Source organism: Pseudomonas sp. NFX183 (assembly GCF_047943075.1).
In the GTDB taxonomy this organism is placed as follows: Bacteria; Pseudomonadota; Gammaproteobacteria; order Pseudomonadales; family Pseudomonadaceae; genus Aquipseudomonas.
In genome coordinates, this window is the sequence record NZ_CP181333.1 from 482,581 (window position 1) to 508,197 (window position 25,617).

A 25,617-nucleotide genomic window follows, 5' to 3' on the forward strand; every position below is an offset into this window, starting at 1 on the left:
CGCCGTTGCGCCCTCTCTTTTACGCATTAAGGACCTTTGATTTGAAGTTGTTCGCAGCCCTGCTGGTGTTATGGGCGAGTGCTCACATGGCATGGGCGGCCGATTCGCCCGTCACGTTAACCGTGTTGGGCCGGTCCAGCGTGCAGGAGGGCCAAGCGCATTTGAGCCGCGCCGATCTGACGTGGCTGAGTACGCAAAAACAGCTGCGTGTCGGCACGTCCGAGCCCGACTATCCGCCCTTTGATATCAACAACCACAGCAACGAATTCGAGGGCATCAGTGCGGACTACCTGGCGCTTATCGGCCAACTGCTGTCGGTACAAATCCAGGTGCAGCGCTACCCCAACCGCGGCGCGGTTATCCAGGCGCTCAAACGCGGTGAGATCGACCTGCTGGCGTCAGCCAACGATTTTGAACGCGCAGACCCGGACCTTCGCCTGTCCGAACCCTACACCCTGGACCAGCCGACACTGGTGGCGCGCACCCATGATTCGCCGTTGGTCGATCCCACCCTGGCGGGTAAAACAGTGGCCATGGTCGAACACTATTTGCCGCTGAGTACGGTTCAGGCGTTCTATCCGCACGCGACGTTCAAGCTGTATCCCTCGATCCTCAACGCGGTAGGCGCAGTGGCTTTTTCCAAGGCTGACGTTTACCTGGGGGACTCGGTCAGCGCCAGTTACCTGATCAACAAGAGTTACTTGAATAACGTGCAGTTGGTGGATTTCTCGCGCATGGAAGTCAATAACTTCTCGTTCGCCGCCACTCGCCAGAACAGTGAACTCCTGCACCTGATCAATGCGGCGCTGCAAGCCATCCCCGCCAGTGAACAGATGGCCATTGCGCGCCGTTGGAACGCCGGTGGCGTGAGCATCTCGGGCACTCATCAAGTGCAATTCAGCGTCGAGGAGCAACGCTGGCTGGCGCACCATCCGCGCCTGAAAGTGGTGGTCAATGAAGACTTTTTGCCCTTCACCTTTTTTGATGAGCACGACCGTTTCCGCGGCCTGAGTGCCGACGTGATGGCCAAAATCAGCCTCAGGACCGGGTTGAAATTCGACCCGCAAAAAGGCGGCTCGGTGGACGCGATGATCACCCGTGTCAACCACGGGGAGGCTGACATGCTGGCGGCATTGACCCCAAGCCTTGATCGCGAACAACGCGTCAGTTTCAGCCGGCCGTACCTGTCCACCCCGTTTGTGCTGGTCACGCGCAACCACGCCGACAGCTCGAACAACTTGCAGGATTTGTCGGGCAAACGCCTGGCGATCATCAAGGGCAACGCCAGCCGGGAGCTGATTGAACGGCAGTTTCCGCAGGTGCGGATTGTCGAAGCGCAAAGCCTCGCCGATGCGTTTTCAATGCTCGCCAAAGGCAGTGTCGAGGCCTGTGTCAGCACCCTGGTCAGCGCACGTTATCTGATTGCCCGAAACTACCCCGACCAATTGAAGATCAGCGCAACCGTCGGCGCCCGTGCTGCGCAGTTGGCGTTTGCGGTGGATCACTCCTCGCCGATATTGCTCTCGATCCTCAACAAGTCGCTGCTGAGCATCTCGCCTGAGGAAATGGACGAACTGACCAATCGCTGGCGCAGCCCGGTGGTGCTCGACGACAGCTATTGGAGCAAACACCGGGCAGCAATCCTGCAGGGCTTCGCGCTGGCGGCCGTGCTGCTGCTGAGTGCGTGTGTATGGATTGTGTTGCTGCGCCGCCAAGTGCTGCGCCGCAAGCTTGCCGAGCGGGCACTCAGTGCCAGGCTTGAATTCGATCGAGTGCTGATCAACGGCATGCCCCACCCTACTTATGTAAGGGATCGCCAGGCACGGTTGCTGATGTGCAACAAGGCTTATCGCGAGGTTTTTGGCGTTGAGGACGAGCGACAGTTGCTCGGCACCACCGTGATGCAAAGCCTGCTCTCCAGCCAGGAGCAGGCCCTGGAATATCACCGCGACTACCTCGCTGTCATGGACGCCGACGAACCCTTGCTGCGTGACCGGCAGATCGTCTTGCGCAGCGGCGAAGTACTCACCATCTATCACTGGATCCTGCCTTTTCGCGGCAGCGAAGGCCGTGTCGACGGCCTGATCGGTGGCTGGGTCGACGTCAGTGACCGCCAGCGCCTGGTCGAACAACTGCACGCCGCCAAGCAGGAAGCCGATAACGCCAACCGGGCCAAAACCACGTTTCTGGCGACCATCAGCCACGAGATCCGCACCCCGATGAACGCCGTGCTCGGCATGCTGGAAATGGCTGCGCGCAAGTCTGAACACGGCATTTTCGACCGCGCCGCCATCGATGTAGCGTCGGGCGCTGCCAAGGAATTACTGGCGCTGATCGGCGACGTACTGGACATTGCCCGCATCGAATCCGGCCGGCAAAGCCTGACGCTCGAGGGCGCAAACCCGCACCTGTTGTTGAACGCGGTGACGCGTGTGTTCGACGGCCTGGCACGTGAAAAGGCCATCACGCTGACGTTGGAGATTGATCCGGCCGTCAACCGCAATGTGCTGATGGATGCCCTGCGCTTCAAACAAATTATTGCCAACCTGTTGAGCAATGCGATCAAGTTCACCGCCGTGGGTGAAGTGCGCATCAGCGCCCACGCGCAACCGGCTGACGCCAACCAACCGATGCAGTTATCGGTGAGTATCGTGGACACCGGCGTGGGCATCTGCGCAGCCGATCAGCAGCAGTTGTTCGCGCCGTTCAGCCAGGCCGGCAATCAGCAGCAAGGCTCCGGCCTGGGGCTGGTCATCAGCCGGTCGTTGATCGAAATGATGGGCGGCAGCCTGGTGTTAACCAGCGCCCCCGGCAAAGGCACGCAGGTTACGGTCAAGCTCGCTCTGCCTGCCGCAGACCTTCCTTCGCCGCCGGCCGACGTGGCGCTGGAGATGACGCCGGGCCTGGCGCTGAGCGTATTGATCGTGGATGACTACGCCGCCAATCGCCTGGTGCTGTCACAACAACTGTCCTATTTGGGCCACGACGTTCAGCAAGCCAGCGACGGTGTTCAGGCCTTGGCCTTGTGGAACGCGCAGCCGTTCGATGTGGTGGTGACAGACTGCGACATGCCAGGCATGAACGGCTATCAATTGGCCCAGGCGATTCGCCAGGCGGAGCACTCCAGAGGCGAACCCGGTTGCTTGTTGCTGGGGTTCACCGCCAACGCCGTCGCCGAAGAAAAACAGCGCTGCCTGGAGGCCGGCATGGACGACTGCCTGTTCAAGCCCATCAGCCTGGAGCAACTGAGTGCACGGCTGCAGCCACTGCAAACCGAATACTTCGACAGCGAGGCGAGCACGGAGCTGACCATCGCCTCACTCGATGCCCATTTGAAAACGCTGGTTCCGGGCAAGTTATCGGCGCTGCAAACCGTGCGTGAAGAACTGCTGTCGAGCACCCGCGCCGACCTGCAACAGCTCACCGAGCTGCTGGCGTGCGACGACCGACAGCATTTGGCTCACGTGGCTCATCGGGTCAAAGGTGGGGCAAGGCTTATCCGCTACGAACAGCTGATCCTCACCTGCGAAAACCTTGAGGCCCACTGTGCGAATGGCGCAGAGCGAGCCGACCTGATTGCCTCGACCGCCGCCGTGCAAACGTGCATGCGGCAACTGCTGGCGCTGCTGCAGGAGGACTCTGCGCAGGCGTAAGCGCCAACCCGCTTAAGAAATTTCTTGCAAAGACGTAAGGGGTTTCGCCATTAAAAGGCCACTCCCTTTTGGCAATCTAGCGTCTGAGAATTTCGATGAGCTATTCAGATGCCACTGTCCACCCTTCGCGTCCTGATCCTGGAGGACCAGCCAGTACAGCGCCGTTACGCCGTGATGCTCCTCGCTCATCTGGGCTGTACCCGCATTCTTGAAGCCTCTGGCGGCTGGGAGGCGCTGCAGTTGCTGGAAAGCAACGGGCCGGTAGACATCGCGTTCTGCGATATCTGCATGGAGGGCATGGACGGCATTACCTTCCTGCGCCGCGCAAGCCAACGGCACGCGCTGAAGTCGGTGGTTATCACCAGCAGTATCGCGTTGGACTTGCGCCAGGCCATCAGTCATATGGCGACACTGCTCGGTCTGCGGGTACTCGGCCAGTTGTGCAAACCGCTGCACGAGCACGAGTTGAAAAGACTGGCAGGCAAGTACCTGGACGACGACTCGCACCCAGCCTGCCCGCTGCATGTTGCCGGTGAGACCAACGAACACCAGGTGCTCAGCGCACTGGAGAACAGCGAGCTGGAGGTCTTCTATCAACCGAAATTCGACATCAGGACATTGCAGGTCACCTCCGTGGAGGCGCTTGCACGCTGGAATCATCCTGAGCAGGGCGTCTTGGCGCCCGCGTCATTTATTCCGGTACTGGAACGCCACGGCCTGATGGACAGTTTGCTGTATCGCCAGATCGATCAATGCCTGACGCTGCGCAAGGAAGCACTGGCTTCTGAGGTGTCACTCACCTTCGCGGTGAATGTCAACGCGAGCCAATTTGCCAACCCGCAGATGAGTGCGCACGTGGCCCTGCTGCTCAAGCGCTTCGACGCGCCCGGTTGCAGCCTGTCGTTTGAAATGACCGAGACCGGCACGCTCGACCCAGGCTCCATCAGCCTGGAAAACATGGTGCGCCTACGCATGATGGGCTGCGGGTTGTCCATCGACGACTTCGGCGGCGGCTATTCGTCATTGCAGCGCCTGTGCAGCCTGCCGTTCAACGAAATAAAAATACAGGCCGAATTTATTCGCGACCTGTCTTCGGAGCCGCGCAGCCGTGCAGCGATCTCAAGCGTCTTGTCCCTGGCGCGCGAGCTGAACATTGGTGTGGTGATTGAAGGCATTGAAACCGTTGAACAGCGCGACATCCTGATAACCCTCGGCTGTGAAACCGGCCAGGGCTACCTGCTTGCTCGCCCAATGCCTGCACACACCCTGTTGCCATGGCTGATCGGCAGAAACGCCATCACGCAGCGCTTGTGATGACGCTCAACGCCGGTCACCACCGCTGACTGGCGCCTTAGAAAACATTCAAACCAACTGAGAGGTGCAGCCGGTGCCTCCTGCGCTTTCGCGTGGACAACCGCAGGCTGAAACCGCTCTTTTTTCCTATCACCGGGGGAGTTCATGAGTTTAAGAAAGATGAAAATAGCGTTGCGTTCGGCCTTTGGCTTCGGCCTGGTCGGGCTGCTCGCGGTATTGCTGGGCCTGTTCTCTTTGAGCCAGATGCGTGACATGGCTCGCCAGTCGGATGAAGTCGACAAAAACTGGCTGCCCAGCATCCTCGCCTTGGGCGACCTGCAAACCGCCGTGTCCGAGATCCGCGCCGCGACCTACCGGGTGATGCTGGTGGACAGCGCCGAGCAGGTAAAGGCCAGCCAACGGGCTTTTTCGCAGCTGCGCGAACAGATTCAGGCCGACAACGCGCAGTACGCGAGCAAGCTCACAGTGGACGCCGAGCGAGTCACGTTCGAACGTTTCAAGTCGGCCCAGGAACAATACTTGCAGGTCCAGCAACAGGTATTGGCTCTGGCCGCCAACGGCGAACACCCACAGGCTATCGCGCTGCTCAATGGCGAACTGATCGCTTTGGGCGACAAGCTTGGGACCGAGCTGGCGAACCTGCTGTCGATCAATATTCAGGAAGCCGACGACGCGGCCACGAGCTCCGACGCCACGTACCACGGCGCAGTGAAATGGGTATTCATCGCCATGGCACTGGCGACATTCCTCACCGCACTGCTGGCCACGCTGTTTACCCGCAGCATCGTGCTGCCCTTGCACCAGGCGGTGCGTATCGCCGAGCAAGTGGCCAAGGGCGACCTGACTGTGTCGATTGTGGTGGACGGCAACGACGAGCCTGGGCAGTTGCTGCGTGCGCTGGAAACCATGCAGTCGGACCTTCGCGAAACCATCCACCAGATTACCGACTCGTCCAATCAACTGGCGTCCGCGGCGGAAGAACTCTCGGCGGTCACTGAGGAATCCACACGGGCCTTGCACGAACAGAACGGTGAAATCGAACAGGCCGCCACAGCGGTCAACCAGATGACCGCAGCCGTGGATGAGGTCGCACGCAACGCCATCAGCACTGCCGACGCCTCCCGAGACGGTGATGCCATGGCAGGCAACGGTCGCAGCCACGTGATGGACACCGTGGAATCGATTTCTTTGCTGGCCGAGGAAGTGACGTCGGCGACCGAAGAAATCCAGAGCCTGGCCGACAGCGTCCAAGACATCACCAAAGTATTGGACGTGATCCGCGCCATTGCCGAACAAACCAACTTGCTGGCGCTGAACGCGGCCATCGAAGCCGCCCGCGCCGGTGAAGCCGGACGCGGTTTTGCCGTGGTGGCCGACGAAGTCCGGGCCCTGGCACATCGGACCCAGCAGTCGACCCAGGAAATCGAGCAGATGGTCAGCGGGGTGCAGAAGGGTTCGACCCAGGCGGTATCGGTGATGCACAGCAGCAATGAACGCGCGCGCTCGACACTGACCGTGGCCCACTGTGCGGGCGAGTCGCTGGAGCGCATCACCCATGCAATCACGCGCATCACAGAAGGCAACCTGATCATCGCCAGCGCTTCCGAAGAGCAGGCGCAAGTGGCCCGGGAGGTGGATCGCAACCTGACGAATATCCGCGATCTGTCGGCCCAGACGGCCGCCGGGGCCAACCAGACCACCGCCGCCAGTCAGGAGCTTTCGCGCCTGGCGGTTGACCTGAACACGATGATTGCGAAGTTCGTGGTTTAAGCCCGCTTCAAGCTGCTGGGACAAAACGCCGGAAACGAAAAAGCCCTGTAGCGTGTTCAGCTACAGGGCTTGTGCCTTGGCGGCGTTGTTAACTCAGCTTCCGCGTTCTCTATTGGCCTGGGAGAGGACCGAGGCAGCGAGGGATTTGGTCTGGTCGCTGTATTTATCGCTCTGAAGCGCCTTCGCTGCTTTCTCCTCCATCTCGGCGCTCGTCTGCTTGTCTGTACCGCTCTGGGCCAACGCCGACGCGGCAAGGCTTTTGGCAAGGGCCGAGGCGATTGGATTATTGAGGGTTTGCGCCGCCAAGGTGGCCATCTTGCCGGAGGTTTTCTTGGTGTTTTTGCTCATGATGCAGGTCCTTTGCTGGGTGGGATTTCCTACCTGAAAATCGCTGGACCACGATAGTGAGTTGCAGAACAGGTCGCAACGCGCTGCCTGTAGGCAACGTTTGGGAAACCGGTACGAAAGGCGCAAGCGTGATGTAAGGCGTCTAATCGATTGCACTGATGGTTATTATCGAAACGCTCGCCTGTGTGATTGCCCAACCCGCTTCCTATAATCGCCTCCACTCTCCCTTCCCTTCGCCTGTTTCAGGCGACATGTCCCTATGGAACCCAACACCATGCCAAGCGCCAGCCCGGCCCCCAGCGGCCTTCCCGAACATAATCAACAGAGTGTCAAACAGCAGTGGCTGGCGATTCTCTCAGTCGCCGTGGGCGCCTTCGCCCTGGTGACCAGTGAGTTTCTGCCGGTGGGCGTACTCAACGACGTTGCCAGCGACCTCGGCATCAGCGCCGGCCACGCCGGCCTGATGGTGACCCTGCCCGGCATCATGGCTGCCCTCGCCGCGCCGTTGCTGTCTGTCAGCATTGGCGCCATGGACCGTCGTTACCTGCTGATCGGCCTGACGCTGATCATGATCATCGCCAACTCGGTGGTGGCCTACGCCAGCGATTTCAGCGTGCTGTTGTTCGGCCGTGTACTGCTGGGCATCAGCATCGGCGGCTTCTGGGCGACGGCAATCGCCCTCAGCGGACGCCTGGCACCCAAGGGTGTGGGCGTAGCAAAGGCCACGTCGATCATCATGATGGGAGTGACGCTGGCCACCGTACTTGGCGTGCCCGTTGGCACCTGGCTCAGTGGCCTGATGGGCTGGCGCATGACCTTTCTGGTGACCGCGCTGGTGGGCGTGCCGGTGTTGCTGGCGCAGGTCCTCCTGCTGCCACGCCTTACCCCGGAAAAAGCCATTGAGGTCCGCGACCTGCCGGCCTTGTTCATCAACCCACAAGCACGGGTCGGGTTGATCGCAGTCTTGCTGATCGGGCTGGCGCACTTTGCGGCTTACACCTATGTGGCGCCCTTCTTCAAAAACAGCTCCGGCTTTGACGGCCCGACGATTGGCTCACTGCTGCTGCTTTATGGTGTGGCCGGGGTGATGGGCAATGTCTTTGCCGGTTTCGCCGCCAACCGCAGCGTCCGTTACACCTTGCTGCTGGTCGCGCTGATGATCGGCACCAGCACCGCGCTGTTCCCCTACTTCGCCACCGGCATGACCGGTGCCGCGATGTTGATCGGGCTGTGGGGTTTCGCCTTCGGCGCCTTCCCGGCCTGCGCCAGTATCTGGATGTTTGTGGTGGCACCCAAGGATGTCGAACGCGGCATGCCCCTGTTTGTTGCCTTGTTCCAAGTGATCATTGCCTTGGGTTCATTCTTTGGCGGGCGGATCGTCGATCAGATGGGCAGCTCGGTGTTGTTGAGTTTGGCGACGGCGTTGGTCGGCTGTGGGTTTGTGACGGTGTTGGTACTGGGGCGCAATGTGAGCAATAGCTTGGTGGCCCAGCCCGGCTGACCATGGAGTAATGACGGAAAAGCCTGCTGGGCGTTGAGCTCAGCAGGCTTTTTTAGTTTCTGAGGTAGCGGATTATTGGGTGGGTGTACCTGTCGGGGAATTGCGCTCCAACACAGCTTCCACTAGCGCCTGGGTGTTCTCGTTCAATTAAGCGAGGTGCATGATCACTGGTGAGTGGATGTTGTCCGGGTCTTGTTGGCAAGGGTTGTTTCGATGCGAATAGCTGCGGGCAATAGGCTCGAATCCTTCTCAGTCGCTCAGACAAGCCGGATCAGAACGCATGCAAGCTAAGGGTTGCGCATTGTTTTGCTAGGAATACATATCCCCTGAAGAAGCCAACTAATGAAAGCAATCCATCGAACCAAATCGTTATGCTCCAGAAATTCCAAGGGTGAAGAAAAAAATAATAACGAGCCATGGCGCGCCACACTAGACTGAGCCGCCCCCCACAGTAAAACACCAACAAGGCATATCCAAAACGACTTAACAGTAAAGTTATCACCAGAATAATGCTTACTGATTGAACGCCAAAATAAAAATCCTAAAAAAGAAATAAAAAAATAAATGGTAGTGACAAGAATCTGGTCAGCGCCCATTTTCTTTATACTCTTTATATAAGACATTTATGGTGCTTATATCAGCTGCAGCATCGAGTACCAAGGCGGCTTTACTTGTGTCGACGTATCCACGCTGGTAATCGGCTCGAACATAACGAAACAGACGCCAGGAGTCAGGCTTCAATACCAATCGACCTGCTCCATATGCTGACATCAATAAATCTGCGCCTCCGTACGCCATATTTCCTTCAAACTCACCACCGCCCATTGCTTTGGCAACTTCATGGTATCCCTTGCGTAACGGCCCTTGAGTGTCCGAGCGGCCCTCCCACAAATTTCGTCCCCCCTCATAGACGTTGTTCGCTCCGTGCGCGATCAGCGGCGCTCCAGCGACCAGGCATAGCGTGCCGAAGGACACGTAGCAAATGCCTGCCCCTGTCGCGAACTGCAGTGCACCGGCAATCACCCCGACACCTTTTTGTGCGACATCCCGTGCTTGCTCAAGCAGGCTTTTTTGTTCGCTTTCCAGCTCCCTCATACCCTGCACTGAGGACTTTTTACCCTGCTCCACATCGCGGACGATGCTTCTCGCGAAAAACGCTACCTCACGGTTGAACTGCAGTCGCAGAACTCCATCTTTGATATGCCGTGCGCTTACGGTACACGCCTGGTTAGCCAGAATGCTCCCAGCACGACTGACCTGCCAAAAATCACAAGTGCCGGACCTATCGCCATCCGTTCTGTCAGTTAACGGTTTCACTCATCGCCTCCCCAAGCGCTATAGCCTGTTGTGCCAGCAAGGTGGTGAGCCCACGTGATGCTCCGATAACGAATCGCTAAATGTTCCTGTGGTTCGGCATCGTTTTGTAAAATGACATGCGGCATATCCAGCGTCAGGTCTGTGATAACACCGCCTTCAATGGAGGTTGAGTAAAACTTTTGCTGCTGTCCAAAGGAAGATATTCGATAAAAGTTAATCGTACATTCAATCTCCTCTCTACTTGAAAGCGCTTGAGCGAGTAAGGGTGACGATTTATCAACATTTTTTGTTAGCACAATTGGGCTATGCGTCGGCTTGTTCACGTTGCCAATATTCGCCATGTTATGGCTGTATGAGAGCACCATGATTTCATCTAAATGGCCCGGCTGACACTTATTACCTATCGATTCCTGACTTGAACAACCCGCTGAAATCAATCCTTGAACCTTACCGGTGATCGACATATAACCAGTGTTCGCCATGGGTAACCTTCTCGTACTCAACCATTCGGCTGAGTAGACTATTACAGCGATCAAGGCTGCACGTGTAGGACGCGTCCGGTTCTCAGAAAAATCTGAGACTTCTGGTTTCAGCGCACTGTCGTCGTCATAAATGGCGTTGATCGCATCGGTAGGTCGGGGATTAGCCTTTTCACGATGTAACTACACGCCATGAAGAAGTTACCTATCTCTGCTTTCAATCAGGATTGGTTGGCAGTTGTCCTCGGGTGTTCTGATGACCGAGGAAGATCAAGCCATTGAAGGAATGGCAAAAACTTGGCGATACCGTTCGTCAGTCGCTCACGCGTAAGTACTGAAGATCTCCGGATTGACGCTAATCGCCTACATGGGATGCCTGATGGCTACAGCTCAAGCGACGCAGCAGCCAGGCTAATTTTTCAGGTGGCTGATCAGAAAATCACCGTCGCTGGAGCGGCCGTTGATAAACCAGATCGTGATCAGGTTTACCGGAAAGCAACTGAGCGATTGAGCCTGCGGCCGATTTATAAGCCAACGCAAAAAAGCCCCGTAGCTTATTCAGCTACGGGGCTTTTTCTATGTGATGGCGGAGAGATAGGGATTCGAACCCTAGGTACCGGTGAAGGTACAACGGATTTCGAATCCGTCCCATTCGGCCACTCTGGCATCTCTCCAACGGCGCGCATCATAACAGTGTGTTTCGCGGAAGCAAACCCCAAAAGCGATTTTTTTCCGTGCTATCAGATGCTTGCGTCGATTAAAGCGGTACGCCGAGACGATTGGCGACTTCTTCGTAAGCTTCGATGACGTCACCGAGGCCCTGGCGGAAGCGGTCTTTGTCCATCTTCTTCTTGGTGTCTTTGTCCCACAGACGGCAGCCGTCCGGGCTGAATTCGTCGCCCAGGACGATGGAGCCGTCGTGGAATACGCCGAATTCCAGCTTGAAGTCCACCAGCAGCAGGCCAGCGTCGTCGAACAGTTTGCTCAACACCTCGTTGACCTTCAGCGACAGTTCTTTCATGCGTGCCAGTTGCTCAGCGGTGCCCCAACCGAATGCCACGACGTGGGATTCGTTGATGAACGGGTCGCCCTTGGCGTCGTCCTTCAGGAACAGCTCAAACGTGTAAGGGTTGAGCTTGAGGCCCTCTTCCACGCCCAGACGCTTGACCAGGCTGCCGGCGGCGTAGTTACGCACGACGCATTCAACCGGAATCATGTCGAGCTTCTTGACCAGGCATTCGTTGTCGCCCAGCAGCTTGTCGAATTGGGTCGGAATGCCGGCCGCTTCAAGTTTCTGCATAATGAAGGCGTTGAACTTGTTGTTCACCATGCCTTTGCGGTCAAGCTGTTCGATGCGCTTGCCGTCGAACGCCGAGGTGTCGTTGCGAAACAGCAGGATCAGGCGGTTGGCGTCGTCGGTCTTGTACACCGACTTGGCTTTGCCGCGGTAGAGTTCTTCACGTTTTTCCATGATGGGCTCCGCTTGCTAAATGGTGGGCTAGGCGATGTGTCGCCAGTCGAGCCCTGAATCTTGATCGGCCAGTTGCAGCCAGTCCGGGTCGCACCCGAGGGTGTCGACAAAACATTGCCGGGCCAGCTGCGGCAGGTTGTTCTTGCTGCTCAGGTGGGCCAGGACCAGGTGCTGCAGGTCTTGCCAGCCCAACTCATACACCAGGTACGCCGCCTGATGGTTATTCAAATGTCCCAGCTCGCCGCCCACCCGCTGCTTGAGGAAGTACGGATAATGACCGCGCGCCAGCAAGTCTCGGCAGTGGTTGGACTCGATCATCAATGCATCGAGATTGCGGTATCCGTCCAGCACCTTGGAACAGTAGGAACCCAGGTCGGTGAGCACGCCAAAACGTCGCTCCCCGTCGCTGAATACGTACTGCGTGGGCTCCTGGGCGTCATGCGCAACGGCAATCACATCGATGCTCAACGCACCAATCTGCAACTGTTCGCCACCGGCCAGGAAACCTGCAGGTTCTATGGGTTTGCGCATCCCGCGCTGTGTGCCGCGACTCAGGTACACCGGAAGATTGTAGCGCCGAGACAGTAAACCCACGCCATGCACGTGGTCGGCATGTTCGTGGGTCACTAGAATCGCGCTCAGCTGCGCGGGGTGAACCCCCAGCCGCAGCAGGCGCCGCTCGGTTTCTTTTAACGAGAAACCACAATCCACCAGCACGTACGTGTCGTCGTGGGCGACCAGCGTGCCGTTCCCTTGGCTACCGCTGCCGAGAACGGCAAAACGCATTGGATCAGCCCAGGTTGTCCTGAATCACGCCCAACACTTTGCGCGCTGTTTCAGCCGGCGCAACGGTGTTGATGTTTTTCTCGACGGTGACTTGCACGCTTTCGCCCACTTTGCTCAAACGAATCTGGTAGCGCTCGGCGCGGGTTTCGACTTCTTCCTTGGTCGGCTTGCTGCCGAACAGTTTGCCGAAGAAACCTGGCTCGTCGTCTTTCTTCTCGGCTTTTTCAGCCACGTTGATGTAGTACAGACCCAAGCTACGGTTGATGTCTTCAACGCGCCATGGGCCTTTCTCCAACGCGCGGCCGACACTGGCCCAGGCGCGGTCGAGGTCTTCACCCAGGTTCAGCACCACGTTGCCGCTGCCGTCCTCGGTGAGGCTGACGCGGTTAGGCGTGTCGTAATCACGCGCAGCGAGAAGCGACACCGAACCGCCCTTCTCGGAGATACGGCTCATGCTGGCCAGCATCTCGTCGACCAGCGCGGCGTCCACGCCCATGTTGACCGAACGTGGGGTGAAATCGACAGCGGCGGTGCTGCCGGCAGGACGCTCGGCGCTGACCACGTAGACTTCACTGGTGTTGCGCTGCACGCCTGGCTCGATGCGCACACGCACACGGGCTTCGCTGTCGGCGGCTACACCGCCGGCCTGCAGGCGCTGGGCCATGTTGGCGGACAGTTCGCTGCTGCGCTGCCAGGCAGTGGTGAATTCACCGGTCTGCGGGCGTTGCTGGTCAATGCGAAAACCGTTGTCCTGGAAGAACTGCACCGCCACTGGCCAAACTTCGGCAGGTGGGCGCTGGGCGATAATCCAGCGGTTGTCGCCGCTCTTCTGCAGGCTGTAGTCGCTGGCATCAGCCACGGCCGAGATCGGCTGTGGACGTGGCACCACGTATTCACCCTTGGTGGTGTCGTCGGCAACGTTGCGCGGGATAGGCAGCAACGGGTCAAGGCGCTTGGCGACATTGACGTCCGGCGGCAGTTGCATCGGTTTGGTTGCTTGTGCTTCCAGGTAATCGCTGCCGCGGTCACGGAAGTAACCATCCGGGCCCCAAATCCAACCGCAGCCACTGGTGCTGGAGATAATCAAGGCAAGTGCGGAAAGTCCGGCCAATCGCTTCATGCGTAGTGCTTCCTCAATTAAACCAGGACGCCGGACTGGCGCAGGGCCTGTCGCAGCGGTTCGTGACAGGCTTCGCTGAGCCGGGTGAGCGGCAGACGGATACCGTCCGGCATCAAGCCCATCTCAAACAGCGCCCATTTCACGGGAATAGGGTTGGATTCAATAAACAGTGTCTTGTTGAGCGGCATCAGCTTCTCGTGGATCGCGCGGGCGGTCACGGCATCACCGGCGATGGCGGCGGCGCACAGCTCGCTCATGGCGCGCGGGGCGACATTGGCGGTCACCGAGATGTTGCCTTTGCCCCCCAGCAGGATCAGCTCGACAGCCGTGGCGTCGTCACCGGAATACACCAGGAAGTCGCTGCTCACGCCGGCCAGGATGTCCTTGGCGCGCTGCAGGTCACCGGTGGCTTCTTTGATACCAATGATGTTCGGCACGGTGGACAGGCGGATCACGGTCTCGGCCTTCATGTCGCAGGCAGTGCGGCCGGGTACGTTGTACAGGATTTGCGGGATATCAACGGCTTCGGCAATGGTGCGAAAGTGCTGGTACAGGCCTTCCTGGGTCGGCTTGTTGTAGTACGGGGTCACCAGCAGGCAGGCATCGGCGCCGGCTTTTTTGGCGTTTTTGGTCAGCTCGATCGCTTCACGCGTCGAGTTGGCGCCCGTACCGGCGATCACGGCGATACGGCCCGCGACGCGCTTGACCACGAATTCGATCACCTGAATGTGTTCTTCCACATCCAGTGTGGCCGACTCACCTGTGGTGCCGACCGCCACAATGGCGTTGGTGCCCTCTTGCAGGTGGAAGTCCACCAGTTTGCCCAGGCTATCCCAGTCGAGATGACCTTGTGCATCCATGGGTGTGACCAGTGCCACCATACTGCCCGCAATCATGCAACCGCTCCTGCCGGAAAAAGAGAGCCGTAATGGTACTGGCGCCAAGATGCTTGTACAAGCGAAGTACCGCCTGAGGATGCGTTCTGGGGCAACTAAACGATGGGCAATGCCATCATTGGCTCAAAGCGTGCCTTGAAGCACGCTGAAATCAGACCGATCACGCAATGAAAACGCCACCTCCTATCCCTTGGCGGCGGTTTTCGCTACCCTTCATCCTTTGATCGATACAGCCCTGACCGTATCGACCGCTCATCGTTTTAGGAAGGCTGCATGTCCACCCCCACAGTTCGCGAACAATTCCTTGTTATCAGTGCCCTCGGCGCCAACCCCATGGAGCTGACCAACGTCCTGTGCCGCGCCAGCCATGAAAACCGCTGCGCCGTCGTAACCTCCCGCCTCACGCGCCATGGCGAGTGCAGCGCGCTGGTGCTGCAGATTTCCGGCACCTGGGACGCCCTGGCGCGTCTGGAAACCGGCCTGCCGGGCCTGGCCAAGAAGCATGACTTCACCGTCAACGTAGTGCGCAGCGCCGCACTGGAAAACCGCCCGCAGGCTCTGCCTTATGTGGCATACGTCAGCTCGGCTTACCGTTCGGACATCGTCAACGAACTGTGCCAGTTCTTTATCGACCACAACGTCGAGCTCGAGAACCTGACCTGCGACACCTACCAGGCGCCACAGACCGGCGGCACCATGCTCAACGCCACGTTTACCGTGACCTTGCCGGCGGGCGTGCAGATCAGTTGGTTGCGTGACCAGTTCCTGGATTTCGCCGATGCCCTGAATCTCGACGCCTTGATCGAGCCATGGCGCCCACAGAACCCAATGTAAGGAAGTATCTATCCATGCCGGTAGTCATCGATAAACCCGTGGCCGATTTCGAAGCCCAGGCCACCAGCGGCCAGACTTTCAGCCTCGCAGCCCTCAAGGGCAAGCAAGTGGTGATCTACTTCTATCCGAAAGACAGCACGCCGGGCTGCACCACCGAAGGCCAGGGCTTTCGGGACCAGTACGCAGCGTTCAAGGCCGCCAACACCGAGGTGTTTGGCGTGTCGCGCGACAGCGTGAAGTCCCACGAAAACTTCAAGGCCAAGCAGGAATTTCCCTTCGAGCTGATCAGCGACAAGGACGAGGCGGTTTGCCAGTTGTTTGATGTGATCAAACTGAAGAAGCTTTACGGCAAGGAATACCTGGGCGTTGATCGCAGCACCTTTTTGATCGACAAGGACGGCGTGCTGCGTCAGGAATGGCGTGGCGTGAAAGTGCCAGGGCATGTGGACGCTGTTTTGGCGGCGGCGCAGGCGCTGAGCAAGGCTTGAATCGTTGGGGCGAACACCGGGTGTTCGCCCCCCTCGTTACAACAAAGGCGCCACCGCCGGTTCTTGCCGCGGCCACGCATCCAGTACGGCCTTGAACAGTGTCGCCAGGGGAATCGCAAAGAACACACCCCAAAACCCCCACAGCCCGCCAAATAACAACACCGCACAGATGATCGCCACCGGGTGCAGGTTGACAGCCTCCGAGAACAGCAACGGCACCAGTACGTTTCCGTCCAGGGTCTGGATAATGCCGTACACCGCCATCAGGTAGATGAACTGATCACTCCAGCCCCACTGGAACAGCGCAATCAACATCACCGGCACCGTTACCACCACCGCGCCGACGTAGGGCACCACCACCGACACACCCACCAGCAACGCCAGCAATGCCGCGTAGTTCAGGCCGAGTGCGACGAAAGCGATGTAGGTGACGCCCCCACAGATGACGATCTCAATGACCTTGCCGCGGATGTAATTGGCAATCTGCCGGTTCATTTCCTCCGCCACCCGGGTAATCAACGCTCGCTCACGCGGCAGGTAACCGCTTACCCAGCGGCCGATCATCGCGCGGTCCTTGAGAAAGAAGAACACCAGGATCGGCACCAGCACCAGATAGATCATGATGTTGACCAGCAACGGCAGGCTCGACAGGGAAAAGGTCAGCGCCCATTGCCCGAACTTTCCGATCTCGCCGCGCGCCACTTCGATGGCCTGCAGCACCTGCTCGTCCGACACCAGGTGCGGATAGCGTTCCGGCAACAGCAGCAACAGCGATTGCCACTTGGCGAGCATGCCCGGCAACTCGTTGAATAACGTGATCAGTTGATGCCACAGCAACGGCAGCACCACCACGATGAACACCACCAACAGCCCCATGAACAACGCAAACACCAACCCTACCGCGACCCCGCCCGGCAAACGCATACGCTCCAGCGTGGTGACCAGGCCTTGCATCAGGTAAGCCAACACCATCCCGGCCAGCACCGGTGCCAACATGCCGCCCAAGGTGAGTACGGCGGTGAAGGCCAGGAACAGCAGGACCGCCAGCACCACGGCTTCTTCATCGGAGAAGTAGCGCTGAATCCAGTCTCGTAACACTTTGAACATCAATCAACCTCGGGCGGTAGGGGCAAACGGTTCAGGCCTTGCGCAACCAATAGCGGTATACACCGGCGGCATCTTCTTCATGCAACAGGGTGTGGCCAGCCAACTTGGCAAACGTGCGGAAATCACGCTGGGAGCCTGCGTCCGTGGCGATCACCTTGAGCACTGCGCCGCTGGCCAATCGATTGAGTTCCAGCTTGGCCTTAAGCAACGGCAACGGGCAATTGAGGCCGCTGGCATCGAGTTCGGCATCAAAGGCTACAGCGTCGGTCATGGTTTTACTCCGGGCACGCGTTTGGGGTGCTTAGAATATCTGGTCCGAAGCTCAGTGTCCGGCTACAGTAAGCTCTTTGTCGAAAGGCTCTGTGCATGACTTTTTTGCGCCCTACCCTGCTGACGCTGGCCTGCCTGCTGGCCTCTCCGGGCTTCGCTGACGACCTGCCGTCACTTGGCGACGCCAGTTCTGCCATTGTCTCGCCACAACAGGAATACCAGTTGGGCCGTGCTTGGCTTGCCTACCTGCGCGGCCAGGTCTCGCAACTCAATGACCCACAACTCAAGGATTACGTGGAAACCAGCGTGTACAAGCTGGTGGAGACCAGTCAGGTCAATGACCGGCGCCTGGAGTTCATCCTGATCAACAGCCCACAACTCAACGCCTTTGCCGCCCCCGGTGGGATTGTCGGGGTCAACGGCGGTTTGTTCCTCAACGCGCAAACCGAAGGCGAATATGCTTCGGTACTCGCCCACGAATTGGCTCACTTGTCCCAGCGCCACTTCGCCCGCGGTGTGGAAGCGCAGTCGCGCATGCAGATCCCGATGATGGCCGCTTTGCTCGGCGGCATCATCGCTGCGGCAGCGGGTGCGGGTGATGCCGGCATTGCCGCGATTGCCGGCAGCCAGGCGGCAGCCATCCAGGAGCAACGCCGGTTCTCCCGTCAGAACGAACAGGAGGCTGATCGTATCGGCATTCTTAACCTGGAAAAAGCCGGTTACGACCCGCGCTCCATGCCGACCATGTTCGAACGACTGATGCGTCAATATCGCTTCGACGCCAAGCCACCGGAGTTCCTGCTGACTCACCCGGTTACCGAATCACGGATCGCCGACACCCGTAACCGCGCCGAGCAAGCCAAACCCGGCGGCAAGGAAGACAGCCTGCGCTATCAACTGATTCGCGCGCGCGTGCAGTTGCAATACGAGGATACGCCCGGTCTTGCGGCCAAACGCTTCCAGGCGCAGTTGGACGAGAACCCTAAAAACGATGTGGCTCGCTATGGCCTGGCCATCGCCCAGATCAAGGGCACTCAACTCAAGGAAGCGCGGGAAACCCTGGCACCGCTGCTGGCCAAGGCGCCCAATGACATCACGTACAACCTGGCGCAAATCGAGCTGGACATCACCAACAACCGCTTGCCGGATGCCCAGCAACGCACTGACCGGATGCTCACCCAGTACCCCGGCAACTACCCGCTCAACCAGGTGCGCGTGGACTTGTTGCTTAAGCAGAACCGAACCGCCGATGCGGAGAAAGCGTTGGATGCGTTGCTCAAATCCCGCCCCGATGACCCCGACGTCTGGTACCAGGTCGCCGAGACACGCGGACTGTCCGGCAACATCATTGGCTTGCATCAAGCCCGAGCCGAGTACTTTGCATTGGTAGGCGACTTCCAGCAGGCCATTCAGCAACTGGATTTTGCCAAGCGCCGGGCCGGCAACAACTTCCCGCTGTCCTCTCGTATCGACGCGCGCCAGCGTGAGCTGATCGAGCAGGAACGCTTGGTAAAAGGGATGATGAGCTAAATACATCGCCCAATAAAAAGCCCCGCTTTCGCGGGGCTTTTTATTGGCCTGGAAGTTACTCGGCCAGCTTGAAGGTAATGAAGCTCGCACGCCCTTGACGCAAGACACGCATCGACACCGAACGGTTCTTCGGCAGCGCCTTGGCGATGTCGGTGAACTGCTTGGTGGAGTCGATGGCCTGATTGTTCAGGTGAGTGATCACATCACCTGGCTGCAGGCCAATCAGAGAGGCAGGGCCGTCCTGCACTTCCTTGATCACTACGCCGCTTTTAAGGTCGAAGCTTTTCTTCTGCTCATCAGTCAGCTCAGCCACGGCAATGCCCAGGCGATTGCTGCTGCGCTCGGCACCCGGTTTGGCGTTGCCCAGAGCGTCCAGGGTGGCGCCCTCTTCCGGGATCGCACCAACGGTCAGCTCAACGGTCTGGCGCTTGCCATCACGAATCACTTCCAGCTTGGCTTTGCTGCCGGCCTTGAGTGCACCGACCAAGTGCGGCAGGTCTGCCGACATGATGATCGGTTGGCCATTCATGCTCAGGATCACGTCACCGACTTGCAGGCCACCTTTGGCAGCCGGGCCGTCGTCCTGGATCTGGGCGACCAGGGCACCGGCCGGCTTATCGAGACCGAACGACTCAGCCAGGTCCTTGTTCACTTCCTGGATCACTACGCCCAACCAGCCACGGCTGACCTTGCCACCGCTCTTGAGCTGGTTGGAAACGTCCATGGCCACGTCAATCGGAATAGCAAAGGACACCCCCATGAAGCCACCGGAGCGGGTATAAATCTGCGAGTTGATCCCGACCACTTCGCCCGCCAGGTTGAACAGCGGACCGCCGGAGTTACCCGGGTTGATCGGCACGTCGGTCTGGATGAATGGCACGTAGTTTTCATTTGGCAAGCTGCGGCCAATGGCACTGACGATGCCCTGGGTGACGGTATGGTCAAAGCCGAACGGTGAACCGATCGCTACTACCCACTGGCCGGCTTTCAGGTCCTGGGATTTACCCAGTTTCAGTACCGGCAAATCTTTGCCGTCGATTTTCAGCAAGGCCACGTCGGAACGTGGGTCGGTGCCGATCAGCTTGGCTTTCAACTCACTGCGATCAGCCAGGCGCACAAGAATCTCGTCGGCGTCGGCAATCACGTGGTTGTTGGTGAGGATGTAGCCGTCAGGCGAGATGATGAAGCCCGAGCCCAAGGACTGTGCCTCACGCTGGCCACCGCCGCCGCCACGCGGGGAACGCTGTTGCGGCATGCCACGCTCGAAGAACTCGCGCAGCATTGGCGGCAGGCCTTCCAGATCGGGCATCTGCTGGTTCGAGACTTTGCGATCCGGCAGTTTTTGCGTGGTACTGATGTTCACCACGGCAGGCGAGGCCTGCTCCACCAGTTGGGTGAAGTCAGGCAATTCGGCCGCTTGCGCGGACACGGCCTGACCCAGCACCAGCACCGTGGCGACTATGGATAGGTAAGACTTCAAACGTGGTATCGACATACAGCTCCCGTTACGACGAGCAGGGTTGAGCGACAGGGTTCAAGAAACGCCGAAAAGTGCGACCGACATCTTTGTTCCGCGAACAAAACAAGGCCAGGGCCGACAAGCCCTGACCTATAAAAAACATGGGGATTTTTTGCAAGTGAAAATACTGATCCTGAAGTTTCATGCTTCCAGCCTCCAACCAAGCACAGGCTCACATTGAAAGGTCAGGATGAACATAGGATTAACGACTCACGGCTTTGCGGCAGCGGTTTTTTCACCGCGCACCGACAGCGCGATGCGTTCGGCAGTGCCGATGGGGATTTCGCCCACAACGGTCACCATCACTTCACCCTCTACCGTGTTCAAGCGGCGCGATACGGCAACGGTCGGGCCCAGCTGAGTACGGGTTTCGCTCACGCTTGCGCCATCGGTCGACTCAAGAAACACCGAAAAACGTGCCAGCCCATCGTCGTACATCAGGCTATCGACAGTGGACTTGGTCTGGGTATCTTTGCGTGCAGTACTGCTGGTGAGCTGAAACCCCGGAGGCAGCCAATCCAAATGCCACGCATGGGTGGCGGGGATTTCAGGCGCCTTGCTATTGGCAAGCGCGATAGGTGCGCAATCACCGCTGGGCTGCAAGTCTCGGTCAGAGAGCGCGACCGACGTGTTTAGTCGAGTGAACTGGAAACGCTCCAACAATTGTCCCTGTTCATTAAGTAACAAGGATTTGAGCGGCAACGCAGTTTGACGATCAAGGTGCAACTCGAAACCATACCGATACTGATCGCGCGGCGTGATCGAGATAATCACCGCATTTCGACCGGCTACGCGAGATTTGCCAATGACGGCCAATTCGTAGAGTTGAGTGAGTTTTTGCGGATCAAGGGCGCGCGATGGCGCTTCGGGCGAATTACCCAGGCCGGCAACCAGAGCGCCACTGACGCATTGGGTTCGACCGTCTACCCGCACCAATTCCTGAGCTGATCCGTCGAGTTGCAAGAGCCGCTCTCGGACATGCCCGTCTTGAATACGGTGCCAGATATCGTGGGTAGAGAAACTGCCGTCACGTTCATAGACGAACGTACCTTCGAAGCTTTGCTGCTGTTCTGCACGCCCAAGTCGAGTCAGCCAGTCTTGGGCTTCGTCGGCGTGGGCGGATAGTGCAAAACAACCACTGAGCAAAAGCGTAAGGAGCGGTATGGCGCGCATAGGGCTCCTTAACGGTTTAGCGGTTTTCCAGACTTGCTGCACGAGCGTATGGCAGAGCGCTTTCAGTGCCTTTCAAAGCCGATTCCTGTGCGTGTTGGCGCAGGTAGCCTGGAAGACGCTGATCCTGCCAGCCGGATTGCCCTTGCAGTACACCGTTAGCCATAGGGCCGGTGGTATCGGAGCTTTCCTTATAGCCGGCCAGCACTGCTGGACCTTTGACTTGCGGACCGGCCATGACCGGTTGCTGAGTCTGTTGGGCCAGTTCGGCACCGGCTATTTCGTCCTGGTTGTACAGGCGAACACCGGCCAGCACGGCAACAGTTACCGAAGCAGCTACTGCCAAACGACCCAGGCTACGCCATGGACCACGAGCAGCTTTTGCCGGAACGGCTTCATCAGCCAGCGCAGCAGAAACGGCCGCAGCAATATCCAGACGAGGGATTAGAAGATCCTTGTGCATCACCGCCCGAGCGACTTGGTAACGAGACCAGGTATCACGGGTTTCGGCATCATCAAATGCATTGAGCACTCGACGAAGTTCCAGTTCATCCGCTTCGTTATCCATCACTGCGGACAGCGATTCCTGCAGGGCATCACGACTCATGGCGGTTCCTCTCTTGGCTGTCGCCGCTGTCTTTAGTTTTCCTGCAACAACGGTTGCAAGGCTTTATCGATGGCTTCCCGGGCCCGGAAAATCCGTGACCTCACAGTCCCCACCGGACACTGCATGACACTCGCAATGTCTTCGTAACTCAGACCATCGAATTCACGTAAAGTTAACGCCGTACGTAAATCTTCTGGAAGTTGCTGAATTGTGCGATGAACGGTGCCTTCGATCTCGTCGCGCAGCAATGCACGCTCCGGCGACTCGAGATCTTTGAGGCCGTGATCACCATCATAAAATTCTGCATCTTCTGAACTTACATCACTGTCTGGTGGGCGGCGGCCGCGAGACACCAGATAGTTCTTCGCCGTGTTAATGGCGATGCGGTATAGCCACGTATAAAACGCACTATCACCGCGGAAGTTGCCAAGTGCACGGTATGCCTTGATAAAGGCTTCCTGTGCAACGTCCTGCGCTTCATGGGTGTCGTGCACAAAACGCACGATCAACCCGAGAATTTTGTGCTGGTATTTCAGCACTAGCAGATCAAATGCTCGCTTGTCGCCGCGTTGAACGCGCTCGACCAGCTGCTGATCCTCTTCCTGGGTTAGCATGAACACTCCTCGTTGTACTTGGAGGAGGCTTGCATAACTAAACGATCAGGCTTGCAAACATAGACTCGGACTTTTCGCAAAAGTTCTCCCCCTCCAAGCAAGTTTCCGGCGCGCACTGATTTGGCACACACGAAAAACGCAGCACGGGCATTGCCGGCTGCGCGAATAATCTTGTCGCCGGTTTTCTGACGCGTCCAATGCTCCCGACGGGCCAATAAACTCAACGTTTTCCCAGCTTTCGGGCAACCTGCTATTGAGTCAGGGCTTATGCAAAAAGTTCCCGTCTCAATAACCAGCCGATTTTACCCAAGCTGCGCACCGTAATCTCACATTGCCACGAATGCCCGGCTATTGTGCCGCTCCCCCCCTCTATATACTAGTGGCCCGTGTGACCCTTTGATTCGCCGATCCAGGCGTCCTGTTCGCGCCACCCCTTTGGATCGCTTTTTGCGGAATCCTGCTAATGAGCCAACAGTTTCAACACGATGTCCTGGTGATCGGTAGTGGCGCGGCCGGCTTGAGCCTGGCGCTGACGCTCCCCAGCCACTTGCGCATTGCGGTGCTGAGCAAAGGCGATCTGGCCAACGGCTCGACATTCTGGGCCCAGGGCGGCGTCGCGGCAGTTCTGGACGACACTGACACCGTGCAATCCCACGTCGAAGACACCCTTAACGCCGGCGGCGGCCTGTGCAACGAAGACGCCGTACGCTTCACCGTCGAGCACAGCCGCGAAGCCATCCAATGGCTGATCGACCAGGGCGTGCCGTTCACCCGCGACGAGCATGCCGGCAGCGACGACGGCGGATTTGAATTCCACCTGACCCGCGAAGGCGGTCACAGCCATCGCCGCATCATCCATGCGGCTGACGCCACCGGTGCCGCCATTTTCAAAACCCTTCTAGAGCAGGCCCGCCAACGCCCCAACATCGAGCTGTTGGAACAACGGGTAGCCGTCGACCTGATCACCGAAAAGCGCCTGGGCCTGGCAGGCGAACGCTGCCTCGGCGCCTACGTGCTCAACCGCGCCAGCGGCGAAGTCGACACCTACGGCGCGCGCTTCACCATTCTCGCCTCGGGCGGCGCGGCCAAGGTTTATCTCTATACCAGCAACCCCGACGGTGCCTGCGGCGATGGCATTGCCATGGCGTGGCGTTCGGGCTGCCGCGTCGCGAATCTGGAATTCAACCAGTTCCACCCCACCTGCCTTTATCACCCGCAGGCCAAGAGCTTCCTGATCACCGAAGCCCTGCGCGGTGAAGGTGCGCACCTGAAACTGCCAAATGGCGAGCGCTTCATGCAACGCTTCGACCCTCGCGCTGAGCTCGCGCCGCGGGATATTGTCGCCCGCGCCATCGACCACGAGATGAAGCGCCTGGGCATCGACTGCGTCTACCTGGACATCAGCCACAAGCCCGAAGCCTTCATCAAGACCCATTTCCCCACCGTCTACGAGCGCTGCCTGGCGTTCAACATCGACATCACCCAAGGCCCGATCCCGGTAGTGCCGGCCGCGCACTACACCTGCGGCGGTGTGGTGGTGGACCAACACGGCCGCACCGACGTGCCTGGCCTGTATGCAATCGGCGAAACCAGCTTCACCGGCCTGCACGGCGCCAACCGCATGGCCAGCAACTCGCTGCTCGAATGCTTCGTCTACGCCCGCTCCGCCGCCGCCGACATCCTCGAACAACTGCCCCGCATCCCGGTACCCGCCGCCCTGCCCCGCTGGGACGCCAGCCAGGTCACCGATTCGGACGAAGACGTGATCATCGCCCACAACTGGGACGAGCTGCGCCGCTTCATGTGGGACTACGTGGGGATCGTGCGCACGAACAAGCGCCTGCAACGCGCTCAACACCGCGTGCGGTTGCTGTTGGACGAGATCGACGAGTTCTACAGCAACTATAAAGTCAGCCGTGACCTGATCGAATTGCGCAACCTGGCGCAGGTGGCGGAACTGATGATCCGCTCTGCCATGGCGCGCAAGGAGAGCCGCGGCCTGCACTACACCCTCGACTACCCGCAGATGCTGCCCGAGGCCCGTGACACTATTCTGGTGCCAGCCACCTACGGCGGCTGAACTTCAGGCGAACCCGCAGGCGCCGATGCACGTCGGCAGCCTGCGCGTCCCTGGGCACGCAGATCGAACGCACCCGCCATTCTCCCTGCACCCGATAGCGCAGCACCACGATCAACGGTAATGCCAGGCTGTCGGGACGCAGTTGCACAGGGTGCCAGCCGCGCTCATCACAGAATAGCTGCCAGCCGTCTTCATCGCGGCGTAGGCCACGAATCGACGAACGGTGGTTTAACAGGATATGACGCGGCAAAACCCACACGGCGTGGGCCAGACACAACAGAATGCCGAGGCCGTAGAACGGTAGATCCCCAAGCAGCAAGGCGCCCAACGCGAACAGCTGGGCAAGCAGATAGGCCGCCAGCAATAGCCGTGAGGCCTGCCAGCGGCATTCGAAGTGATTACTTGGGCTGGACACGATCCAGAATCATCCGAACCATGCGCTGCAGCTCCGGATCTTCAGATTCGGCGCGCTCCATGAACCAGCCGAACATGTCCTGATCTTCGCAAGTCAGCAGCCTGACGTAGAGGTCGCGGTCCACCTGATTGAGCGTCGCGTACACCTCTTTGGTGAAAGGCACCAGCAACACATCCAACTCCAGCATGCCGCGACGGCTGTGCCAGTAGAGGCGATTGATTTCTACATCTTCGACCATGGAGCGCTCCTCAAATAGAGCGCAAGTATACAGGCCCGACAGCACCGGACCAGTCGGCTTTGGTCGCACCATACGGAAACTATCCATTTG

The 25,617-nt window shown here is 58.7% G+C and carries 24 protein-coding genes, 1 tRNA gene and 2 pseudogenes; 10 read left to right on the plus strand and 17 right to left on the minus strand.

The window, feature by feature from the left end; translation table 11 throughout:
* Positions 1-41: 41 nt before the first annotated feature.
* The 4 genes and pseudogenes from ACM530_RS02385 to ACM530_RS02400 all read left to right on the plus strand — a co-directional run bounded on the left by ACM530_RS02385 (position 42) and on the right by ACM530_RS02400 (position 6,737).
* A complete protein-coding gene (locus ACM530_RS02385; protein ID WP_416364192.1) occupies positions 42-3,653 on the plus strand; it encodes a transporter substrate-binding domain-containing protein in 3,612 nt (1,203 codons plus the stop codon).
* A gap of 108 nt (positions 3,654-3,761) precedes the next feature.
* The gene (locus ACM530_RS02390) at positions 3,762-4,967 is read left to right on the plus strand and encodes an EAL domain-containing protein (protein ID WP_416364193.1); all 1,206 of its coding nucleotides are present in this window, start codon (positions 3,762-3,764) and stop codon (positions 4,965-4,967) included.
* A 159-nt stretch (positions 4,968-5,126) separates the two neighbouring features.
* Positions 5,127-5,882: pseudogene (locus tag ACM530_RS02395) on the plus strand (MCP four helix bundle domain-containing protein); the annotation flags it as partial.
* A complete protein-coding gene (locus tag ACM530_RS02400; RefSeq protein ID WP_410017206.1) occupies positions 5,874-6,737 on the plus strand; it encodes a methyl-accepting chemotaxis protein in 864 nt (287 codons plus the stop codon). The pseudogene ACM530_RS02395 and the gene ACM530_RS02400, both read left to right, overlap by 9 nt.
* Positions 6,738-6,830: 93 nt before the next feature.
* On the opposite strand, the gene ACM530_RS02405 is transcribed toward ACM530_RS02400, so the two are convergent.
* On the minus strand, positions 6,831-7,085 hold the full coding sequence (locus tag ACM530_RS02405) for a hypothetical protein (RefSeq protein ID WP_242194070.1): 255 nt from the start codon (positions 7,083-7,085) through the stop codon (positions 6,831-6,833).
* Positions 7,086-7,359: 274 nt separating this feature from the next.
* Here ACM530_RS02405 and ACM530_RS02410 point away from each other — a divergent pair, with 274 nt between their 5' ends.
* Positions 7,360-8,586, plus strand: coding sequence for an MFS transporter (locus ACM530_RS02410; protein ID WP_416364194.1), 1,227 nt, complete (start codon positions 7,360-7,362; stop codon positions 8,584-8,586).
* A 287-nt stretch (positions 8,587-8,873) separates the two neighbouring features.
* Here the strand turns inward: ACM530_RS02410 and ACM530_RS02415 are convergent, their stop codons facing one another.
* The 3 genes from ACM530_RS02415 to ACM530_RS02425 are packed head-to-tail and all read right to left on the minus strand — an operon-like array spanning position 8,874 to position 10,385.
* Positions 8,874-9,182 carry a hypothetical protein gene (locus ACM530_RS02415; RefSeq protein ID WP_369300688.1) on the minus strand — a complete coding sequence of 103 codons (309 nt, stop codon included), beginning with the start codon at positions 9,180-9,182 and terminating at the stop codon, positions 8,874-8,876.
* Entirely contained in the window at positions 9,172-9,903 is a 732-nt protein-coding gene (locus ACM530_RS02420) for a DUF4225 domain-containing protein (RefSeq protein WP_416364195.1), read from the minus strand. The genes ACM530_RS02415 and ACM530_RS02420 overlap by 11 nt, the downstream gene beginning before the upstream one ends.
* A complete protein-coding gene (locus ACM530_RS02425; protein WP_416364196.1) occupies positions 9,900-10,385 on the minus strand; it encodes an Hcp family type VI secretion system effector in 486 nt (161 codons plus the stop codon). The genes ACM530_RS02420 and ACM530_RS02425 overlap by 4 nt, the downstream gene beginning before the upstream one ends.
* A 266-nt stretch (positions 10,386-10,651) precedes the next feature.
* On the opposite strand from ACM530_RS02425, the pseudogene ACM530_RS02430 reads away from it, so the two are divergent.
* A pseudogene (locus ACM530_RS02430) lies at positions 10,652-10,892 on the plus strand (type II toxin-antitoxin system RelE family toxin); the annotation flags it as partial.
* A 74-nt stretch (positions 10,893-10,966) separates the two neighbouring features.
* On the opposite strand, the gene ACM530_RS02435 reads toward ACM530_RS02430, so the two are convergent.
* The 5 genes from ACM530_RS02435 to dapA all read right to left on the minus strand — a co-directional run bounded on the left by ACM530_RS02435 (position 10,967) and on the right by dapA (position 14,655).
* Positions 10,967-11,056: transfer RNA gene (locus ACM530_RS02435), tRNA-Ser, on the minus strand.
* Between the two features lie 83 nt (positions 11,057-11,139).
* Positions 11,140-11,853, minus strand: coding sequence for a phosphoribosylaminoimidazolesuccinocarboxamide synthase (purC, locus tag ACM530_RS02440; RefSeq protein WP_016971341.1), 714 nt, complete (start codon positions 11,851-11,853; stop codon positions 11,140-11,142).
* A gap of 27 nt (positions 11,854-11,880) precedes the next feature.
* Positions 11,881-12,639, minus strand: coding sequence for an MBL fold metallo-hydrolase (locus tag ACM530_RS02445; RefSeq protein WP_119738968.1), 759 nt, complete (start codon positions 12,637-12,639; stop codon positions 11,881-11,883).
* 4 nt (positions 12,640-12,643) lie between these two features.
* On the minus strand, positions 12,644-13,759 hold the full coding sequence (gene bamC / locus ACM530_RS02450; protein WP_106577011.1) for an outer membrane protein assembly factor BamC: 1,116 nt from the start codon (positions 13,757-13,759) through the stop codon (positions 12,644-12,646).
* Positions 13,760-13,776: 17 nt separating this feature from the next.
* Complete coding sequence (gene dapA / locus ACM530_RS02455) at positions 13,777-14,655, minus strand: 4-hydroxy-tetrahydrodipicolinate synthase (RefSeq protein WP_106577012.1); 879 nt, start codon at positions 14,653-14,655, stop codon at positions 13,777-13,779.
* A gap of 273 nt (positions 14,656-14,928) precedes the next feature.
* On the opposite strand from dapA, the gene ACM530_RS02460 reads away from it, so the two are divergent.
* Together ACM530_RS02460 and ACM530_RS02465 are read left to right on the plus strand one after the other, a co-directional pair.
* Positions 14,929-15,489 carry a glycine cleavage system protein R gene (locus ACM530_RS02460; RefSeq protein ID WP_003172487.1) on the plus strand — a complete coding sequence of 187 codons (561 nt, stop codon included), beginning with the start codon at positions 14,929-14,931 and terminating at the stop codon, positions 15,487-15,489.
* Positions 15,490-15,503: 14 nt separating this feature from the next.
* Positions 15,504-15,977: a peroxiredoxin gene (locus tag ACM530_RS02465; RefSeq protein WP_145162901.1), complete on the plus strand. Its 474-nt coding sequence runs from the start codon at positions 15,504-15,506 to the stop codon at positions 15,975-15,977.
* A 36-nt stretch (positions 15,978-16,013) separates the two neighbouring features.
* On the opposite strand, the gene ACM530_RS02470 is transcribed toward ACM530_RS02465, so the two are convergent.
* Positions 16,014-17,084, minus strand: a complete 1,071-nt coding sequence (locus tag ACM530_RS02470; RefSeq protein ID WP_242194081.1) for an AI-2E family transporter — start codon at positions 17,082-17,084, stop codon at positions 16,014-16,016.
* Between the two features lie 31 nt (positions 17,085-17,115).
* Positions 17,116-17,355: a sulfurtransferase TusA family protein gene (locus ACM530_RS02475; protein WP_010212198.1), complete on the minus strand. Its 240-nt coding sequence runs from the start codon at positions 17,353-17,355 to the stop codon at positions 17,116-17,118.
* Between the two features lie 95 nt (positions 17,356-17,450).
* Between ACM530_RS02475 and ACM530_RS02480 the strand changes: the two genes are divergently transcribed.
* Positions 17,451-18,884 carry a M48 family metalloprotease gene (locus tag ACM530_RS02480; protein WP_200623290.1) on the plus strand — a complete coding sequence of 478 codons (1,434 nt, stop codon included), beginning with the start codon at positions 17,451-17,453 and terminating at the stop codon, positions 18,882-18,884.
* 55 nt (positions 18,885-18,939) lie between these two features.
* Here ACM530_RS02480 and ACM530_RS02485 read toward each other — a convergent pair whose 3' ends face one another.
* From ACM530_RS02485 to rpoE, 4 genes are all read right to left on the minus strand, one after another.
* Complete coding sequence (locus ACM530_RS02485; RefSeq protein WP_145162895.1) at positions 18,940-20,379, minus strand: DegQ family serine endoprotease; 1,440 nt, start codon at positions 20,377-20,379, stop codon at positions 18,940-18,942.
* A 234-nt stretch (positions 20,380-20,613) separates the two neighbouring features.
* The gene (locus ACM530_RS02490; RefSeq protein ID WP_416364197.1) at positions 20,614-21,576 is read right to left on the minus strand and encodes a MucB/RseB C-terminal domain-containing protein; all 963 of its coding nucleotides are present in this window, start codon (positions 21,574-21,576) and stop codon (positions 20,614-20,616) included.
* A 16-nt stretch (positions 21,577-21,592) separates the two neighbouring features.
* Positions 21,593-22,180, minus strand: a complete 588-nt coding sequence (locus ACM530_RS02495; protein WP_003172479.1) for a sigma-E factor negative regulatory protein — start codon at positions 22,178-22,180, stop codon at positions 21,593-21,595.
* Positions 22,181-22,212: 32 nt separating this feature from the next.
* Complete coding sequence (gene rpoE / locus ACM530_RS02500; protein ID WP_003172477.1) at positions 22,213-22,794, minus strand: RNA polymerase sigma factor RpoE; 582 nt, start codon at positions 22,792-22,794, stop codon at positions 22,213-22,215.
* A gap of 463 nt (positions 22,795-23,257) precedes the next feature.
* Here rpoE and nadB point away from each other — a divergent pair, with 463 nt between their 5' ends.
* Positions 23,258-24,874 carry an L-aspartate oxidase gene (gene nadB / locus ACM530_RS02505; RefSeq protein WP_416364198.1) on the plus strand — a complete coding sequence of 539 codons (1,617 nt, stop codon included), beginning with the start codon at positions 23,258-23,260 and terminating at the stop codon, positions 24,872-24,874.
* On the opposite strand, the gene ACM530_RS02510 is transcribed toward nadB, so the two are convergent.
* Together ACM530_RS02510 and ACM530_RS02515 are read right to left on the minus strand one after the other, a co-directional pair.
* A complete protein-coding gene (locus ACM530_RS02510; protein ID WP_145162889.1) occupies positions 24,843-25,289 on the minus strand; it encodes a protein YgfX in 447 nt (148 codons plus the stop codon). The two genes, nadB and ACM530_RS02510, sit on opposite strands and share 32 nt — an antisense overlap.
* Positions 25,273-25,527 carry a succinate dehydrogenase assembly factor 2 gene (locus ACM530_RS02515; RefSeq protein ID WP_014717362.1) on the minus strand — a complete coding sequence of 85 codons (255 nt, stop codon included), beginning with the start codon at positions 25,525-25,527 and terminating at the stop codon, positions 25,273-25,275. Before ACM530_RS02515 ends, ACM530_RS02510 begins: the two co-directional genes overlap by 17 nt.
* Positions 25,528-25,617 lie beyond the last annotated feature (90 nt).

Bases quoted from the DNA above. Each gene is read 5' to 3' on its own strand.
- ACM530_RS02390 (WP_416364193.1), top strand. From the start codon at position 3,762: ATGCCACTGTCCACCCTTCGCGTCCTGATCCTGGAGGACCAGCCAGTA.
- ACM530_RS02400 (WP_410017206.1), top strand. From the start codon at position 5,874: ATGCAGTCGGACCTTCGCGAAACCATCCACCAGATTACCGACTCGTCC.
- ACM530_RS02405 (WP_242194070.1), bottom strand. From the start codon at position 7,085: ATGAGCAAAAACACCAAGAAAACCTCCGGCAAGATGGCCACCTTGGCG.
- ACM530_RS02410 (WP_416364194.1), top strand. From the start codon at position 7,360: ATGCCAAGCGCCAGCCCGGCCCCCAGCGGCCTTCCCGAACATAATCAA.
- ACM530_RS02415 (WP_369300688.1), bottom strand. From the start codon at position 9,182: ATGGGCGCTGACCAGATTCTTGTCACTACCATTTATTTTTTTATTTCT.
- ACM530_RS02425 (WP_416364196.1), bottom strand. From the start codon at position 10,385: ATGGCGAACACTGGTTATATGTCGATCACCGGTAAGGTTCAAGGATTG.
- purC (WP_016971341.1), bottom strand. From the start codon at position 11,853: ATGGAAAAACGTGAAGAACTCTACCGCGGCAAAGCCAAGTCGGTGTAC.
- ACM530_RS02445 (WP_119738968.1), bottom strand. From the start codon at position 12,639: ATGCGTTTTGCCGTTCTCGGCAGCGGTAGCCAAGGGAACGGCACGCTG.
- bamC (WP_106577011.1), bottom strand. From the start codon at position 13,759: ATGAAGCGATTGGCCGGACTTTCCGCACTTGCCTTGATTATCTCCAGC.
- dapA (WP_106577012.1), bottom strand. From the start codon at position 14,655: ATGATTGCGGGCAGTATGGTGGCACTGGTCACACCCATGGATGCACAA.
- ACM530_RS02460 (WP_003172487.1), top strand. From the start codon at position 14,929: ATGTCCACCCCCACAGTTCGCGAACAATTCCTTGTTATCAGTGCCCTC.
- ACM530_RS02465 (WP_145162901.1), top strand. From the start codon at position 15,504: ATGCCGGTAGTCATCGATAAACCCGTGGCCGATTTCGAAGCCCAGGCC.
- ACM530_RS02470 (WP_242194081.1), bottom strand. From the start codon at position 17,084: ATGTTCAAAGTGTTACGAGACTGGATTCAGCGCTACTTCTCCGATGAA.
- ACM530_RS02475 (WP_010212198.1), bottom strand. From the start codon at position 17,355: ATGACCGACGCTGTAGCCTTTGATGCCGAACTCGATGCCAGCGGCCTC.
- ACM530_RS02480 (WP_200623290.1), top strand. From the start codon at position 17,451: ATGACTTTTTTGCGCCCTACCCTGCTGACGCTGGCCTGCCTGCTGGCC.
- ACM530_RS02485 (WP_145162895.1), bottom strand. From the start codon at position 20,379: ATGTCGATACCACGTTTGAAGTCTTACCTATCCATAGTCGCCACGGTG.
- ACM530_RS02490 (WP_416364197.1), bottom strand. From the start codon at position 21,576: ATGCGCGCCATACCGCTCCTTACGCTTTTGCTCAGTGGTTGTTTTGCA.
- ACM530_RS02495 (WP_003172479.1), bottom strand. From the start codon at position 22,180: ATGAGTCGTGATGCCCTGCAGGAATCGCTGTCCGCAGTGATGGATAAC.
- rpoE (WP_003172477.1), bottom strand. From the start codon at position 22,794: ATGCTAACCCAGGAAGAGGATCAGCAGCTGGTCGAGCGCGTTCAACGC.
- nadB (WP_416364198.1), top strand. From the start codon at position 23,258: ATGAGCCAACAGTTTCAACACGATGTCCTGGTGATCGGTAGTGGCGCG.
- ACM530_RS02515 (WP_014717362.1), bottom strand. From the start codon at position 25,527: ATGGTCGAAGATGTAGAAATCAATCGCCTCTACTGGCACAGCCGTCGC.